Consider the following 15,942-nt stretch of genomic DNA (forward strand, 5'->3'; position numbering starts at 1 on the left):
GTCTCGTGGGCTCGGAGATGTGTATAAGAGACTTCTTTATTTTTTATTATATTAGACTGTTGTAAAATCCGGATCATTGGCAAAATGTATAGCATCTTAAATGCTGTTGATGCATTTTCACCTTAAGGACTTGGCCTAAATATGCGGAATACCTATATTTTACTGTTTTCGCTATATTGGGCACAGGGGCTTCCGGTCGGGTTTATGACGCATGCCTTGCCGGTCATTCTGCGGGCTGAAGGGGTATCGCTGGCGCATATCGGGGGCTTTGGCCTGTTAATGCTGCCTTGGTCGATTAAAATATTCTGGGCACCTTGGGTCGATCGACATGGATCAATCGCCAAAGGTCATTACCGTAGCTGGATTATTCCCCTGCAATGGCTGTCAGTTGCTGTATTGATTGGGCTCTCATTTCTACCGATTCAGGCCTTGAATCAGCCGCTGTATTTACTGCTGTTTTTTATCACGCTGTTGCTGATGAATGGCATTGGCGCGACACAGGATATTGCGACCGATGCACTGGCGGTCAATATTCTGAAAAATGAACAGCAATATTGGGGTAATACCTTTCAGGTCATCGGTTCACGACTGGGATTTATTGTCGGAGGTGGGGCCATATTATGGTTGCTAGATCTACTGCAATGGCAAGCCACCTTTTTATTATTGGCGGCTCTGGTCTTTCTTAATACTTTACCCATTTTATTATTTAAAGAACCGGATCATCTAAAAACCACCACGCAAACTTCTGAACAACCAGCACTCAGTAATATTAAAACCTATTTTCAATACTTCTGGTCGGATTCAACCTTGGCTGTCTGGTTACTGGTTTTATTGACCTTTAAAATCGCCGATGGTTTATCCGGGCCTTTATTAAAACCTTTAATGGTAGATCTCGGACTGAGCTTTAGCCAGATTGGCCTTTATGTCACCATGCTGGGAGCATTGGCTGCCTTGATTGGGGCAGGACTGGCTGGTTGGTGTCTGAAATACTGGTCGCGCAGCCGGAGTTTACTGATTTTTTCTGTTCTGAAAATCATGACTTTAATGGCTTATGCATGGCTGGCTGCCCAGTATGAAACCCAAAAAAAAGTAGAAAACTGGATGATATATCTGATTAATGCAGCCGAAGACATGATCTCAGCCATGCTTTTGGTGGTCATGTTGACCTTGGTCATGCAATACAGTCGCAAGCATCTGGCTGGTACTGATTTCACCTTTCAGGTGGCACTGATGGCTACGGTGAGTGGGGGACTTTATAGTCTGAGTGGTATTTTGGGAGATGCTTTAGGCTATCAAAATTATCTGAACCTCATCGTGATCGTGGCAATTATCTGTTTAATTCCAATTTTCCGATGGATGAAAGTTGCAGAAAAAGTATAAAATTTCTAAATAATCAACTGTTTGGTTAAATGTTAGCCTAAAGTACTAAATAGAATATATAAATATTAATTTAATAATTTTGTAATATAAGCGCCGTGTGTATTATTTGTTACAAAATAAATTAAGGATATTTTTGATGAAAACTAAGTTAGCAACAGCAATTGCATTCAGCCTTTTGGCGGGGACAACTTTTGCAGCACCAACTTTTTATGGTGAGATTGATGCCACAGTTGATTACTTACCGGAAGACAATGCTTCACCTGTGTCTGATCGTGACGTTATTGAACTGAATACTAATAATTCATTCTTGGGTTTAAAAGGTGAGGAGAAACTTACTGACCGTTTAAGTGGGCTTTATCAAGCTGAATTTACCTTCTATGTAGACAATGGTGGAAGCAATGATACATTCGTACCGCGTAATCTTTTAGTCGGTCTTAAAGATGAAAAGTTAGGTACAGTAAAACTAGGTAAAATCGATACGCCTGTAAAACAGCTTTCTTCAGTAGTTGATACTTTCAATAACTATGTTGCAAATAAAGCGGATATGGCAGGTATATTTACCGGTGAAAACCGTATCGATAATGTTGTCGTCTATGAAGCTCCTGGCTTTGCAGTCGGTGAAGGTAAACTAAAAGCAACTGCACTATTAGCTACAGGTGAGGCCGGTGGTATTAGCTCTTCTAAAGGCGGTGCTAAAGTTGCAGGCCGTGGCTTAGGTGATGCTTGGTCTGCTTCTGTAGTATATGACAGCCCAGTAGTTGTAGCAGGTGTTGCTTATGACAAAGCAATTCCGACTAACTTCTTAGGGCGCGGTTTTGATAATGCTTCTGCTCCAGAAGTAACGGGCGGTACTTTATTTGCTGCTGCAAATACCATTCGTGCAATTGGCCGTGTAAATCTAGATGGTGGTTTAGCGCTTAAAGCTCTTTATCAAACTTCAGAAGTGGCGGATGTGGATGCAGCTTCTAAAGCAGTTGATTTGCTTATTGATGATGCTCAAGGTTGGTTAATTGGTGCTGAATATAATCTTCCAAATGCAAAAGCTTGGACAGTTAAAGGTCAATACAGCCAAAACACTACAAGCTTCAAAGATAATACTGCCGATTATGAAGCACAGCAGATCTTTGTTGGTGCAGATTACGCATTTAGTAAACAAGTGAAAGCATATGGTTATGCCGGTTATCTAACACTTGAGCGTGGTTCTTTAGAAACTAAACAACCAGTTGTTGGTACAGGCTTAGAATACAAATTCTAATTTAGATTTTGTACTCTAAGAAAAGGCGATGCTTTGGCATCGCTTTTTTTATGCTTAAAACAACAAAACTTAGCAATTTTATGTCTGATCTAACAAGTGTAGGGCTGTTAACATGATTGAAAGTTTCAGCATTTCGTTTTGAAAATTATGCCTATTCAAGCCGTTTTATTTGACCTCGACAATACCTTGACCCATCGTGATCTGACGACACAAGCCTATAGCCGTTATCTGGCAGAATATTATGCGCCAGCATTGAAACAGGTCGAGTCTGACAAAATTATCGAGATTGTAAGACGCATCGATAATGGCGGTTATCCTAAAAAGGAATTGCTGACGCATGGTAGTATCGGGGCTTCGGCTGCTTATGCGTTGTTGCAGGAACTGTCTTGGTTAAATCCCCCAACCATAGATGAACTGGCCCAATTCTGGTTTAGCCAGTTTGGCCGTTTCGCCGTAGAAATGCCGGCAGCAGAGCAAGTATTAATGCAGCTGAAAGATGAGGGTTATCAGCTGGCCATTGTTTCCAATGGCGGACATGACACCCGTTTAAATACGATTCGGGGTTTGGGTATTGAACCTTATTTTGATGAGATCATCAGTTCGGGGTTGGTGGGTTTTAACAAACCACAGCCGGAAATATTCCAGATCACTGCAGAGCGTCTAGGCGTGCAGCCTGCACAGTGCCTGTATATTGGCGACCATCCAATTAATGATGTACAAGGAGCTACAGAGGCCGGAATGTATGCATTATGGATGCAAGGTTTCCATCCGGATGCCGAACATATTCAGCATAGAATTCAGCATCTGCCGGAAATTTTTGCCCATTTGCAGTTATTAAATCAGACTTAAGTTATTCTTAAACAGTCAATCGTTTCGGCCCATTGTGAAGAATCACAGCGCGGACATTGCTGGTCGGCATGTGAAAGGGTTTGTACCTGTCCACAGTAAATGCAGGCATATAATTGCCCGGCCTTGACCTGTTGGACTATAGAACAGGTTTTAGGAAAAAGTGGCAGCCCAGGCCGAACCTCATCCGATTTGAAAAACAGGATACTGAACTTACCGTCAGTTTCCAGTAAACCGGTACGAACCTGACCGAGATGTTCTACGCCTTGCTGGCGCATTTCGGCAAAGAATTCATCATGTGACATCTTACCTTTTTTAATTTCTTCAACGACCAGCACGCCATCTTCTACGATATAAATCGGTTTACCTTCCAGTAGGTCTTCAAACCACTGATATTTCATCATGAGCCAGGTGGTCAGGCGGTACATGATAATAATCACCGACATCACCAGAACTGCCTGAATCAGGGGAATATCTTCAGTAAACATCGGGTCGCCGGCAATCGAACCCAAGCTCAAAATGATAGCGACTTCGAAGATAGAAAGTTGACGTACCCCACGTTTTCCGGTCAGACGCAAAAACAGGATAATCATCGTGTACATCAGGGCACAACGCAGCAAAATTTCTGCGGTAAACTCCCAGGTGGTGTCATTTATAAATATGGTCGCCCAGTCCATTTAAATTCTTTATCCTCATTTTTCTCTTTGGCTCGAGTCTAGCAATATCAGTATTTTATTTGCTGCTGTGTTTATGTAAGTTTATGAATAAAGGTAGATTCTATTTAAAAAAGAAGCTTGAACTTAAAAATCTAGCTATTTGATCTATTGAAAATAAGATAGAGATTTCATGTAAATAATACATAAAAAATCAGCAGATTAAATTTGAAGAAGATCACATTCTCTACTGTCTATTTTTAAATCTATAAAAGTATTACCCATTTGAAATTTATAAATATATATTCTGAATAATGTGTTTTGAATAATTAGGAGTGTTTAGAAATTTGTAAGCAAATCACTTCATCTTTATAAAAATCTGTAGTTTGTGGCCTGAAAAATAGAGTGATTACACTACTTTAATAAACTGTTTTTAAATTAGAAATTGTGATTTTGACTTCCAACAAGGGATGTATTGTGAAAAGAATATTCACGCTTTTAACGGTTATGGGTTTAAGTACAGCGGTCTGGGCAGATGCGGATTGGGATTATACTCAGCCTGAGCAATGGTCGACTTTGAGCCAGAAATATTCGGCCTGTAATGGTCTGAACCAGTCACCAATCAATATTGAGCGAACAGTGAAAGCAGAACTGGAGCCGCTCAAGTTCAGCTATAACACCATGATTCATGCGATCGAAAATAAAGGTCATACTGTTCAGGTGGATTTTGCGCAAGGTGGTGAATTGCAGCTGGATGGCGATACCTTTGTACTGAAGCAGTTTCATTTGCATAGCCCGAGTGAAAATCTGATCAAGGATAAAAGCTATCCACTGGAAATCCATTTTGTCCATGCCAATGCCAAAGGTGAGCTGGCTGTCGTGGGGATGATGTTCGAGCAGGGTGCAGAAAGCCAGATGCTCAAACGCATGTGGAACCGTTTGCCAAAAAAGCAGGGTGAGAAAGTGGTTTTAAAGACCCCACAACCTGTGAATGCAATGTTGCCTAAGAATCTGGATTATTACCGCTTTAGCGGCTCGCTGACCACACCGCCGTGTTGGGAAGGAGTACGCTGGCTGATCCTGAAAGATATTCAGCAGGCTTCTGCCAAGCAGATTTCGGAATTTGCCAAACTGATGGGACACCCAAATAACCGTCCGTTGCAGTCATTGAATGGCCGTGTAGTGCTGGAATAATCAATATGAGAGCGAAAAAGCAGACTTTGGTCTGCTTTTTTTAATTCTGATACAAATTTAGAAAGGGCACACGGAAAAGGACTTTGTGACGAAAGCTGAAAGATTTAATATGGATCTTATTTCTTCTTTGACCTTCTCCTGCCATGCTCTTCGACTTAAAAACCATGATTCAGCCATTCACAGCGCTTTCGCCACAGCAGAAGAAGCTGGATCATCTGATTGATAAAATCGAGCAACAGAAACAGGAATTACAACAATGGCAACAGGCTGAAGAAGAGCTGCAACAATATACCCATAAAACGTTTATGCCGATCTATCATGAATTACATGGCGTACTGTTCAAGCAGCTGGAACAGCTCTGGAAGCACCTGCAGGAAACCACATTTTCCAAGGCAGAACTGGTGGTGCTGGATGAAAAGATTCAATACCTTGCAAATTATCTAAAAGACTCTCAGGCAATGTCGGTGCAACAAGCTCATAAAGTGAATGAAATCTTCACTTACTATCAGCAACGTGCCGAACATGCCCAATTCAGAAAAAGCCAAAAGAAAATAAATGAACTGGAAACATTTTTTAAGAATGAGCATCCCTCAGATCTTGCAGATGTAGAAGTATTTGAAGAATGGGAATCAGATCATTTTCAGCAGGCACGTGAGCAGGCCAGATTAAAACGCCAGCAGGAAAAACAGGAACAGGCAGCAGCGATGGCAGAGCAGTCATTGAAAACCGTTTATTTAAAAATTGCTGCCATCATTCACCCTGACCGTGAAGTGAATGATGTCAAAAAAATCAAGAAAACTGAATTATTACAACGTGCCAATGAGGCTTATGCAGAGCAGGATCTGTTTACGTTACTGAGAATGCAACTGCAGATTGAACAAGATCAGGATGTTTCAAAAAAAGGTTTAAGTGCGGAGCAACTCAAGTTTTATCAACTGGCTTTAGATGCACAAAGTCGGAAATTACAAGATCAGATTGATGCCTTGATCAATAGATTGGTCTGGTCATCGAAAACCAGAATTGCCGTGAAAAAGGCGAAAGGCAAGGTCCAGATTGCTGATCTGTATAAGCAGATTGATGAAGATACTTTAGCCATCAAACAGCAGATTAAAGTGGAAAAAGAACGCCTGATGTATATCAAAAAGGTGAGCCGCTTGGAGATGTTTTTAAGGCATGGGATGCTTTAATCTCTTATTCGTATAGTCATTCTAGATTTAATAATGAAAGTTCCCTCTCCTAGTAGGAGAGGGAAAATAACAATGAAAATAGATCCTCAATTATTAGAATTCGCCAAATCTATGCGCCATACCGCCACCGATGCTGAATATCTCATGTGGCAAGTCTTACGTGCCAAGCATTTTATCAATCTTAAATTTCGCCGTCAGCATGTGATTCAGCCGTACATCGTGGATTTTTACTGTCATGAAATTGGTTTAGTGATTGAGTTGGATGGTAGTCAGCATGGTATGGATGATGCTATTGAATATGATGCTGAACGAACCAAGTTTTTAGAGGCTTTGGGTTTAACCGTTATGCGATATTGGAATTTTGATGTATTGGGACAAACAGATGTGGTATTGGAGGATTTATGGAATGTGTGTTTTGAGCTTAAAAGCAAAAGTACCTCTCCCTAACCCTCTCCTAAAAGGAGAGGGAACACCATTCCTAAATTCATGCAAATATAAAATCAAATGACACACCCTCTCCCTATGGGAGAGGGTTGGGGTGAGGGTTATTTCTTAAATGAGATAATATCTTTTAGAGCTTGGATCGTATTATTTGAACTTTCAGATTCGATCCGACTTCTTTCAAGATCAATAGTCGTTTCATCTTTTTTTAAAATAAAATTACGCTCAGTATCCATTAGTTTTTCAATAACTTTAGCTTTAACTTGTCCATTATTAGCTTCGAAAGCATATAAAATTGCTAAGTATTTACTTTCTAAATTCGTTACTTCATTTTGGAAATATTTTATATCCTCTAAATTTTTTTATAAAGGTTTAAGAAAAAGTATGAAAATATTTCGATCAATATTGTTAGTGTTATTCTAGGAATAAAATATATTAGAGAGTTTCTTAAATTCTCATCAACTGTTGGTGTATAAGTCATCATAGAGTAAAAAATAAAGCCAATGCCTGTAATACAAAAAAATAGACCATAAACTAAGTTGAAATTGGCTTTTCTTTCTAATTTTAAAAGATATTTATTTAGTCGTTCGATTGTACGTTGTTTTAATTTTAGAGATTCGTTTAATTCATAGATATCATTTTTGATCTTGGTGATTTCTTTTTTTTGGTTTTTTAGATTTAATTTAAGTGTATCTAGTATTTTAATTCTATCCAAATTTTTACTAAATGGTAAACCTAAGAAAATTTTTAAAAAATCAATATAATGAGGTTTAGACTCAGAATTTAAATATCTGAGAGTAAACATAATGAAAGTAATTGCTAAACTACCAATAATTGCAATAGCCATAGCATCTTGTGGTGTTATAATTTGACTCATATAAGTATAAAGGGCTGAATAATCAGCCCTTTATACACAAATTAAATCAAACTAACAACACATTAAAGCGCTGCAATTTGCTCCATATTCGCTTTAATTTTCGCTAACTGGTCAGCAAACTCAGCCAGTTTCGCACGTTCACCTTCAACCACAGCCGCAGGTGCTTTTGCAACGAAACCTTCGTTAGAAAGTTTATTGGCAATTTGATCATGCTGTTTTTGAACCTTGTCTAAGTCTTTTTGCAGACGACCCAATTCCGCTTTCGGGTCAATCAAGCCCTTCATTGGAACGTAAACAGATACGTGACCCACTACAGAAGAAGAAGACAATGGTGGTTGCTCGCCATCAGCCAAGAAGGTGATGCTTTCTACTTTCGCCAATGCTTTAAACAATGCTTCAATACGAGTGATCTGTGCTTTTTCAGCTTCGGTGGTGTTTTGCAGAAGAACTGGTAATAAACGCGCATTACCTAGACCCATTTCACCACGGATGTTACGTACCGCACCAATCAAACCTTGAAGCCATTGCATATCTGCTTCAGCTTGGTCGTTCATCAACGCTTCATCAGCAACAGGGTACTGCGCAAGCATGATGGTTTCGCCAGTAATGCCAAGTTTAGGTGCAAGCGTTTGCCAGATTTCTTCAGTTAAGTACGGCATCAACGGATGCGCAAGACGTAAAGACGCTTCCATTACCGAAAGAAGAACACGACGAACTTCAGCTTTACGCTCTTCAGATACGTTTTCATCATTCAGAACTGGTTTAGTCAGCTCTACATACCAGTCACAGTATTCATTCCAGATGAACTCGTAAATTGCTTGTGCAGCCAAGTCTAAACGATACGTTGCAAACGCAGTTTGTACCGCAGCAGTCGCTTTTTGTAGACGGCTCACGATCCACTGTTCAGGTAATTCCCAAAGATCAGGACGTGCAGTTTGACCAACCGTTTGACCTTCAACATTCATCATCACGAAACGGGTTGCGTTCCAGATTTTGTTGGCAAAATTACGGTAACCTTCAACACGTTTCATGTCGAACTTGATGTCACGACCAGTGTTGGCAAGCGCACAGAAGGTGAAACGAACCGCGTCTGTACCGTAAGATTGAATACCTTCAGGGAATTCTTTACGGGTTGATTTTTCAATCTTCGCTGCTTGTTTCGGGTTCATCAAACCTGTTGTACGTTTTTGTACTAAGGTTTCAAGATCCACACCATCAATCAAGTCTAATGGATCAAGTACGTTACCCTTAGATTTAGACATCTTCTGACCTTCGCCATCACGTACCAAACCGTGAACGTACACAGTTTTAAATGGCACTTGTGGCGTACCATCTTCATTCTTCATGAAGTGCATGGTCAGCATGATCATACGTGCCACCCAGAAGAAGATGATGTCAAAACCAGTGACAAGCACATCAGTCGGGTGGAAGGTATTCAGGAAGTAGTTGGCTTTGTCTTTCGCTTCGTCGCCAGTCCAACCTAAAGTTGAGAATGTCCAAAGACCTGAAGAGAACCATGTATCCAATACGTCTTCGTCTTGGTTTAATTGAACATCGGCAGGGATGTTGTTTTTCGCCCGAACTTCAGCTTCATCACGGCCAACATATACATTGCCTTCCGCATCGTACCAAGCAGGGATACGGTGACCCCACCACAATTGACGCGAGATACACCAGTCTTGAATGTTGTTCATCCACGCCATGTACATGTTGTTGTACTGTTCAGGCACAAACTTAATGCGACCATCCTGCACCGCTTCAATCGCAGGTTTCGCAAGCGGTGCAATTTTTACATACCATTGATCTGTCAATAGAGGCTCAACAATCACGCCTGAACGGTCACCACGAGGTGGTTTTAATGTGTAAGGTTGGATCTGATCTAACCAGCCTTCAGTTTCAGCTTGTTCAACGATCTTCTTACGTGCTTCAAAACGTTCTAAACCAACATATTCGCTAGGTGCAGGAATAGTTTTAGAAATTTGCTCGCCCGCTTTCGCGATGTATTCAAACTCAGCCAACACTTCAGCATTTTTGTTGAAAATGTTGATGATTGGCAATTCGCAACGTTTACCCACTTCATAGTCATTGAAGTCGTGTGCAGGGGTGATTTTTACACAGCCTGTACCGAATTCTTTGTCTACATATTCGTCTTTTACGATTGGAACTGCACGACCTGTGATTGGTAAGATTATATTTTTACCTACTAGATCAGCATAACGTTCATCATCCAGTGCAACCGCAACCGCAGTATCACCCAATAATGTTTCAGGACGCGTCGTTGCAACTACGATGTGATCTTTACCATCGTGCGTGCGGAGTGACTTATCTTCAAAGAAATATTTGAAGTGCCACAATGAACCTGCTTCTTCTTTATCAGACTCAACTTCCAGGTCAGAAAGGGCAGTTTGCAGTTTTGGATCCCAGTTCACCAGACGTTTGCCGCGGTAGATCAGGCCTTCTTCGTGAAGTTTTACAAACACTTCTTTTACTGCGTTTGATAAACCATCATCCATCGTGAAGCGTTCACGTGACCAGTCAACCGAAGAACCTAAGCGACGGATTTGACGGGTAATGTTACCGCCAGACTGTTCTTTCCATTCCCAGACTTTTTCGATGAACTTTTCACGACCCAGGTCATGACGGCTAATCCCTTGTGCACCCAGCTGACGCTCAACCACCATTTGCGTTGCAATACCTGCGTGGTCAGTACCCGGTTGCCAAAGCGTATTTTTACCAGACATACGGTTGAAACGCGTCAAGGCATCCATGATGGCATTGTTGAAACCATGACCCATGTGCAGGCTACCAGTGACGTTTGGTGGCGGAATCATGATACAGAAAGATTCGCCTTTTTCAGACGGCTTAAAGTAACCACGCTCTTCCCAAGTTTGGTACCATTTTTTCTCGATCTCGGTCGGATCGTAGGTTGTCGCGATATTTTGCGCTGAGTCAGTCATAGTCTAAACAGATCAAAAGTGAATGAAAAATTGGATCTATTGTAGCAAAAAAAATAGTGCATGCGGCAGCTTAACCAAATGCAAACTTTAGCCAATTGGCATGTATAGCAACTCATCGTATGATAGAACGATAAAAAAACGCGACTCATCGCAGCATATCAAAAAGGATAATAAGATGAGCTATAGCATTTCCCTGAAGCTTCAGCCCGAAACCCATCAGCGCTTTAAAGACCTCCATTCCAGATTAAATGCGGGCGAGCGAGACAGTCTTGCCAGACCCTTAGGTGAAAATCTGGCCGATATGGCCTGTGAAATTATTGACCAGATTTTTGGTCAGGTGGTGCAGCTGGCCAAGTCACCGGACAGTGAGTCAGAAAAAGTGATTCAGCAGATTATGCATAACACCCGTAAATATATGCCGTGGTCGGTTTCGCTGTTTGGCAATGAGCGGCTGATGCCTATGGTGAACTATTTGCATCGTATGACCTATGAGCATCACGGCGATGCTTTTGTTCGATATCCGGTGGAAAAATTGCTGGTGATGGAGTTGCTCGGCTGTATTGACCAGATGAAAAATGGTAATCATCAATATGTATCACCCGCTTTAAAAGCCTTTACTCAGGTGGTCGATCAAGGGGTGACACATCTGATCCGTGAACCGAAAAAAATGTTGAAATTTAATGTGGTGGTCGATAAAACCTTGAATGGGGTGATTCATTTAACCACCCAGTTAGGCTATAAACGTTTTGACAAGCTCGGTAGCATCTATGATGCCGATACGATGAGTTATTATTTTGAGCATTTGCTGGCATTTCTGGAAGATGAAATGCAGCACCATATTCATTAAAACAAGGGAAAGAGGATTTCATGGCGAAAGTTGAAGACTTAAATGGAAAAGTGGTCTGGATTACCGGCGCATCTTCAGGGATTGGCAAGGCGATTGCACAGCAATGCGCTGCACTTGGGGCACAAGTGGTACTGACTGCACGCCGGCATGAAGAACTGGAAAATGTTCGCCACAGCCTTGCTCATCCGGATCAGCATATTTCTATTACGGCTGATATTACGGATGAAAGTCAGGTTCGTCATGCTTATGAACAGGTTTTGCAACAAAAAGGCCGGATTGACTGGCTGATTAATAATGCCGGTCTGAGTCAGCGCGCCCTGATTCGGGACACCACCATGCAGACTGAACGCGCCATTATGGAAGTCGATTATTTCTCGCAGGTGTTTCTCACCAAAATGGTATTGCCGACGTTTCTGAAACAAAAATCTGGTCGTATTGTATTTATTTCCAGTGTGGCAGGTTTGCTGGGCACGCAGTATCGCGCATCCTATTCCGCAGCCAAAGCAGCGATTCATATGTGGGCCAATAGTTTGCGTGCTGAAGTTGCTGATCGGGGCGTTCAAGTCTCGGTGATTTTCCCTGGCTTTGTTCAAACCAATGTGTCGTTTAATGCTTTAAATGGGGAAGGCAAACCGCAAGCTAAGCAGGATGAAGCGATTGAAAATGGGTTGTCAGCAGAGGATTTTGCCCGTCAAAGCGTACAAGCCTTGCAGTGTGGCGAAGAATATATTGTGATTGGTGGCAAGAAAGAAAAACTTGGCGTGCTGGTTTCGCGTATTTCACCCAAGGTGCTGTACAAAATGATTCGCAAGACCAAGGTAAAATAAATCACCCAGAGTAAAAAAGGGCAGGAGCGCCCTTTTTTATGTCTCTTAAAACATCAATAAAAATAACAAAACTTAAAAATGCCATTCATTTCTGGAGGATTGCCCGTACAGGGAATGCAGCCGATAACATTGATATGCAGAAAATTACCTTTTCACTCTGGTACTTAAGCCAAAAGCCGGTATGTTAATTAAAAATAATAGTGAATTGGAATAAGCTCATTCGATGAAAACCCCGGTGCCCGATTATCTCCAGCATGTATTAACGGTCTGTCATGATAATGATCAGGGCGCTTTGGCTGATTATATCCCTGAACTGGCAGCGGTAGATCCAAACAAGTTCGCTTTGGCGCTGACTACGGTGGATGGCACGATTTATTCCACGGGAGATGATGAAACCGAATTTACCATGCAGTCGATGTCCAAGCCTTTTGCCTATGCCTTGGCATTACAGCATTTGGGAATTCCAGCAGTACTGGAAAAGGTCGGCGTTGAACCTTCAGGAGAGGCTTTTAATCAGATTTCACTGGATAAAGAAACCAATCTTCCGAAAAATCCAATGATTAACTCGGGTGCGATCACCACGCATTCTTTGATTCCGGTACAAAAAGGCATTTCACGTGCGGAATGCTTGCGCCGTTTTTTAAGTGAGCTGGCAGGCCGTCAACTGGAATTCGACAAGCAGGTATATAAGTCGGAAGTCAAAACTGCATTCCGGAACCTATCGATTGGCTATATGCTGCGTACTGTAGGTGTGCTTGATTCGGATCCTGTGGAAATCGTCAATGGATACATCAAGCAATGTGCGATTAAAGTGACGGTCAAAGATCTGGCAAATATCTGTAGTGTGCTCGCCAATGGCGGTGTTCAGGCCAAAACGGGCAAACAGCTGCTAGAGCGTGATGTGGTGCGCCAAGTGCTCAGCGTGATGATGACCTGTGGCATGTATGATGCGGCGGGTGACTGGCTGACGACGGTGGGCATTCCTGCCAAAAGTGGTGTATCGGGCGGAATTATCGGGGTATTGCCTGGGCAGGTGGGAATTGTGGTTTTTTCTCCTAAAATTGATGAGCATGGGCATAGTGTACGTGGGGTAGATATTTTTGAGCGTTTGTCACGTGACATGGGCTTGCATCTGATGGAAGGGACGCCATCGGCACAGACCATTTTGCAAAGTCGTTATACTGTAGGTAAGAACAATGACATTGTCGTGTATGAGCTGCGCGGTGTATTGCAATTTACAGAATCCGAAATGTTGCTGCGAATTTTGCAGGATGAGCCAGACGCTCAAACACGTATAGTCATAGACCTGACCAATTTGACTTTGATTCATGATGTGGGTGCACGCATGTTATTTGAAGGTGTCAAACGTTTACAAGCGAATGGGCACAAAGTGGTGGTCATTGACTCAGAAGGCGTATTGGGTGAGGAACAGGTGAAAGGCAATAAGCGGGTAGTGGTGACAGAAGAGTTAGAGCGCTATTTAGAGAAGTTTAGTTAAGCCATACTTATAGGGATGAGTATGCCTTTCATTATTTGTGCTTTTAAACTTACTCAGTAGAAGAAATGAAATATAAAAAAGCCCCGAACAGTGTCGAGGCTCTTTTCAAATCTTGAAAAGTTTATTTAATATGCTCGGCAATGTCCGTAAAGATCACGCCTAAGCCATGTGCACCAGCATCTGGATAACCTAAGCTACGATCACCGACTGTACCGGCACGGCCCATACGCGCTACGATGTCTTTGGTAGATTCTGCACCTTTTACCGCAGCCTCTGCACCCAAGACAAAGTTTTCTTTAAACGTCTTGTCGGTATTGGCTGACCAAGAGTCTGCGCAAGGTACAAGTGCATCAATCAGGGTTTTGTCACCGACCACAGCACCACGACCAAATGAACGCTCACCAGTCACTTGAATACCTTTAACCGCAGCTTGCAGCATCTCGGCAAAATCTGCCACGCTTAGGGTTTGTTTCCCCTGAATGGCTTTGCTGGCTGAACGGAAAGCAGAACCCCAAATTGGCCCTGACGCACCGCCACAATGTTCCATAATAATCATGGAACTATTCAGCAGGAATTCATCCATGTGCTGCGCTTGAATCAGGCTTTGCCATTCGCGTTTCAGTTGTTTAAAGCCTTTGGCGACGCTCATACCAAAATCGCCGTCACCTGCATGGGCATCCAGCTCGCAGAATGGCACTTCGTTTTTGATGATGCAGGCCGCCATCACATCGACCACATAACGCATGTTTTCAATCGTGAATTGCTCGTTCTGAATTTCAGCATGTTCTGCTTGGGTTTCAACTTCGGTATTGGCGGTTTGTTTTGCTGCTGCATCTTGTGCTGCAAATTCAAATGGTAGTGCAGGTGAGCCATCAAGCTTTAAGGCAGGGGTATTGGCTTCCGCATCCAGATAGGTTTTCAGTTCATCATCCACAGCAAGTAATGAGACCGATGCACCATTCATGTCGATACTGGTCATGTAGTTGCCAACAAATGTACGGTAAATCTTGATGCCTTTGCGCGCCAAATGTTCGCACACATCGTTATTAAAGACATACAGCTCTTGCATTGGTGTTGAACCAAAGCCGTTCACTAGAACAGCAACTTCTTGCATGTCAGGACGATCGAGGAATAGGTCATCGACAATACGTTGTGCCAGCTCCTTGGATGGCAGGATTTTTTCACGACGAATGCCGGGTTCGCCGTGGATGCCGACGCCGTATTCCATTTCATCATTCGCCAAGGTGAAGGTGGGTGTGCCTTTGGCAGGAACGGTACACGAGCTATAGGCGAAACCAAGACTAATCACGTTATCCGCTGCTTTTTGAGCCACAACTTTGACTTCCGCAAGCTCTAAACCTTTTGACGCTGCTGCACCTGCAATTTTATGTACAAATACAGTACCCGCCACGCCACGACGGCCGACCGTGTAGAGGCTGTCCTTGACTGCAATATCATCTGCTACTTTTACATAATCGACTTTAATGCCATCTTCTATAGCTAAAGCTGCACCATTCTGGAAATTCATCATATCGCCAGAATAGTTTTTAATGATCATGAGCACGCCTTTGTCTGTTGCGACGTGTTGGAGTGCTTTATAGACCTGAATTTGCGAAGGTGAGGCAAAGACATCGCCACATACGGCAGCATCTAACATGCCTGCACCAACAAAGCCTGCATGTGCTGGTTCGTGACCGCTACCACCGCCACTGATCAGTGCAACATTGTTGTGTTTTTCTTTTCTTGAGATGATTTTATAAGATTCGTTAAAGCTCAGTTCAGGGTGTGCTAGTACAAAGCCTTTGCACATTTCGACAACCAGGTTTTCAGGGTTGTTGAGGAGTTTTTTCATGGAGGAGGGCCTTCACGTATTCTGGGAGATGTCTAAAGTCTTATTATTATGGAAAGTTATTGAGATTGCTGAATTAAAAATGTAAAAACGGATGATTTAGGGTTTGATGGGTTAGAAAAGGGGCGGTT

At 42.4% G+C, this 15,942-nt stretch carries 13 protein-coding genes; 9 read left to right on the plus strand and 4 right to left on the minus strand.

Going from position 1 to position 15,942, the window contains the following annotated elements:
• Positions 1-141 precede the first annotated feature (141 nt).
• The 3 genes from BFN00_RS04260 to BFN00_RS04270 all read left to right on the plus strand — a co-directional run bounded on the left by BFN00_RS04260 (position 142) and on the right by BFN00_RS04270 (position 3,484).
• Positions 142-1,380, plus strand: a complete 1,239-nt coding sequence (locus BFN00_RS04260; RefSeq protein WP_044112845.1) for an MFS transporter — start codon at positions 142-144, stop codon at positions 1,378-1,380.
• Positions 1,381-1,516: 136 nt separating this feature from the next.
• A complete protein-coding gene (locus tag BFN00_RS04265; RefSeq protein WP_044112846.1) occupies positions 1,517-2,635 on the plus strand; it encodes a porin in 1,119 nt (372 codons plus the stop codon).
• A 147-nt stretch (positions 2,636-2,782) separates the two neighbouring features.
• Positions 2,783-3,484, plus strand: a complete 702-nt coding sequence (locus BFN00_RS04270; protein WP_044112847.1) for an HAD family hydrolase — start codon at positions 2,783-2,785, stop codon at positions 3,482-3,484.
• On the opposite strand, the gene BFN00_RS04275 is transcribed toward BFN00_RS04270, so the two are convergent.
• Complete coding sequence (locus BFN00_RS04275; protein WP_004730345.1) at positions 3,481-4,158, minus strand: DUF421 domain-containing protein; 678 nt, start codon at positions 4,156-4,158, stop codon at positions 3,481-3,483. The genes BFN00_RS04270 and BFN00_RS04275 overlap by 4 nt on opposite strands.
• A gap of 483 nt (positions 4,159-4,641) precedes the next feature.
• Between BFN00_RS04275 and BFN00_RS04280 the strand changes: the two genes are divergently transcribed.
• The 3 genes from BFN00_RS04280 (at position 4,642) to BFN00_RS04290 (ending at position 6,962) form a co-directional block, all read left to right on the plus strand.
• Positions 4,642-5,328: a carbonic anhydrase gene (locus BFN00_RS04280; RefSeq protein WP_044112848.1), complete on the plus strand. Its 687-nt coding sequence runs from the start codon at positions 4,642-4,644 to the stop codon at positions 5,326-5,328.
• Between the two features lie 143 nt (positions 5,329-5,471).
• Complete coding sequence (locus BFN00_RS04285; protein WP_044112850.1) at positions 5,472-6,515, plus strand: hypothetical protein; 1,044 nt, start codon at positions 5,472-5,474, stop codon at positions 6,513-6,515.
• Between the two features lie 72 nt (positions 6,516-6,587).
• Positions 6,588-6,962, plus strand: coding sequence for an endonuclease domain-containing protein (locus tag BFN00_RS04290; protein WP_044112851.1), 375 nt, complete (start codon positions 6,588-6,590; stop codon positions 6,960-6,962).
• A 346-nt stretch (positions 6,963-7,308) separates the two neighbouring features.
• Here BFN00_RS04290 and BFN00_RS04295 read toward each other — a convergent pair whose 3' ends face one another.
• Together BFN00_RS04295 and BFN00_RS04300 are read right to left on the minus strand one after the other, a co-directional pair.
• Positions 7,309-7,833, minus strand: a complete 525-nt coding sequence (locus tag BFN00_RS04295) for a hypothetical protein (protein ID WP_044112852.1) — start codon at positions 7,831-7,833, stop codon at positions 7,309-7,311.
• A gap of 62 nt (positions 7,834-7,895) precedes the next feature.
• Positions 7,896-10,790 carry a valine--tRNA ligase gene (locus BFN00_RS04300; RefSeq protein ID WP_044112853.1) on the minus strand — a complete coding sequence of 965 codons (2,895 nt, stop codon included), beginning with the start codon at positions 10,788-10,790 and terminating at the stop codon, positions 7,896-7,898.
• A 175-nt stretch (positions 10,791-10,965) separates the two neighbouring features.
• Here BFN00_RS04300 and BFN00_RS04305 point away from each other — a divergent pair, with 175 nt between their 5' ends.
• The 3 genes from BFN00_RS04305 to BFN00_RS04315 all read left to right on the plus strand — a co-directional run bounded on the left by BFN00_RS04305 (position 10,966) and on the right by BFN00_RS04315 (position 13,962).
• The gene (locus BFN00_RS04305) at positions 10,966-11,637 is read left to right on the plus strand and encodes a hypothetical protein (RefSeq protein ID WP_071850574.1); all 672 of its coding nucleotides are present in this window, start codon (positions 10,966-10,968) and stop codon (positions 11,635-11,637) included.
• Positions 11,638-11,657: 20 nt separating this feature from the next.
• Positions 11,658-12,464, plus strand: coding sequence for an SDR family oxidoreductase (locus BFN00_RS04310; RefSeq protein WP_044112854.1), 807 nt, complete (start codon positions 11,658-11,660; stop codon positions 12,462-12,464).
• Between the two features lie 223 nt (positions 12,465-12,687).
• Positions 12,688-13,962 carry a glutaminase gene (locus BFN00_RS04315; protein WP_044112855.1) on the plus strand — a complete coding sequence of 425 codons (1,275 nt, stop codon included), beginning with the start codon at positions 12,688-12,690 and terminating at the stop codon, positions 13,960-13,962.
• A 121-nt stretch (positions 13,963-14,083) separates the two neighbouring features.
• On the opposite strand, the gene dhaK is transcribed toward BFN00_RS04315, so the two are convergent.
• Positions 14,084-15,814, minus strand: coding sequence for a dihydroxyacetone kinase subunit DhaK (gene dhaK / locus BFN00_RS04320; protein ID WP_044112856.1), 1,731 nt, complete (start codon positions 15,812-15,814; stop codon positions 14,084-14,086).
• Positions 15,815-15,942: the final 128 nt, after the last annotated feature.

It is taken from the genome of Acinetobacter sp. AR2-3 (assembly GCF_001878775.1).
GTDB lineage: Bacteria > Pseudomonadota > Gammaproteobacteria > Pseudomonadales > Moraxellaceae > Acinetobacter > Acinetobacter lwoffii_D.

Bases quoted from the DNA above. Each gene is read 5' to 3' on its own strand.
- BFN00_RS04260 (WP_044112845.1), top strand. From the start codon at position 142: ATGCGGAATACCTATATTTTACTGTTTTCGCTATATTGGGCACAGGGG.
- BFN00_RS04265 (WP_044112846.1), top strand. From the start codon at position 1,517: ATGAAAACTAAGTTAGCAACAGCAATTGCATTCAGCCTTTTGGCGGGG.
- BFN00_RS04270 (WP_044112847.1), top strand. From the start codon at position 2,783: ATGCCTATTCAAGCCGTTTTATTTGACCTCGACAATACCTTGACCCAT.
- BFN00_RS04275 (WP_004730345.1), bottom strand. From the start codon at position 4,158: ATGGACTGGGCGACCATATTTATAAATGACACCACCTGGGAGTTTACC.
- BFN00_RS04280 (WP_044112848.1), top strand. From the start codon at position 4,642: ATGGGTTTAAGTACAGCGGTCTGGGCAGATGCGGATTGGGATTATACT.
- BFN00_RS04285 (WP_044112850.1), top strand. From the start codon at position 5,472: ATGCTCTTCGACTTAAAAACCATGATTCAGCCATTCACAGCGCTTTCG.
- BFN00_RS04290 (WP_044112851.1), top strand. From the start codon at position 6,588: ATGAAAATAGATCCTCAATTATTAGAATTCGCCAAATCTATGCGCCAT.
- BFN00_RS04295 (WP_044112852.1), bottom strand. From the start codon at position 7,833: ATGAGTCAAATTATAACACCACAAGATGCTATGGCTATTGCAATTATT.
- BFN00_RS04300 (WP_044112853.1), bottom strand. From the start codon at position 10,790: ATGACTGACTCAGCGCAAAATATCGCGACAACCTACGATCCGACCGAG.
- BFN00_RS04305 (WP_071850574.1), top strand. From the start codon at position 10,966: ATGAGCTATAGCATTTCCCTGAAGCTTCAGCCCGAAACCCATCAGCGC.
- BFN00_RS04310 (WP_044112854.1), top strand. From the start codon at position 11,658: ATGGCGAAAGTTGAAGACTTAAATGGAAAAGTGGTCTGGATTACCGGC.
- BFN00_RS04315 (WP_044112855.1), top strand. From the start codon at position 12,688: ATGAAAACCCCGGTGCCCGATTATCTCCAGCATGTATTAACGGTCTGT.
- dhaK (WP_044112856.1), bottom strand. From the start codon at position 15,814: ATGAAAAAACTCCTCAACAACCCTGAAAACCTGGTTGTCGAAATGTGC.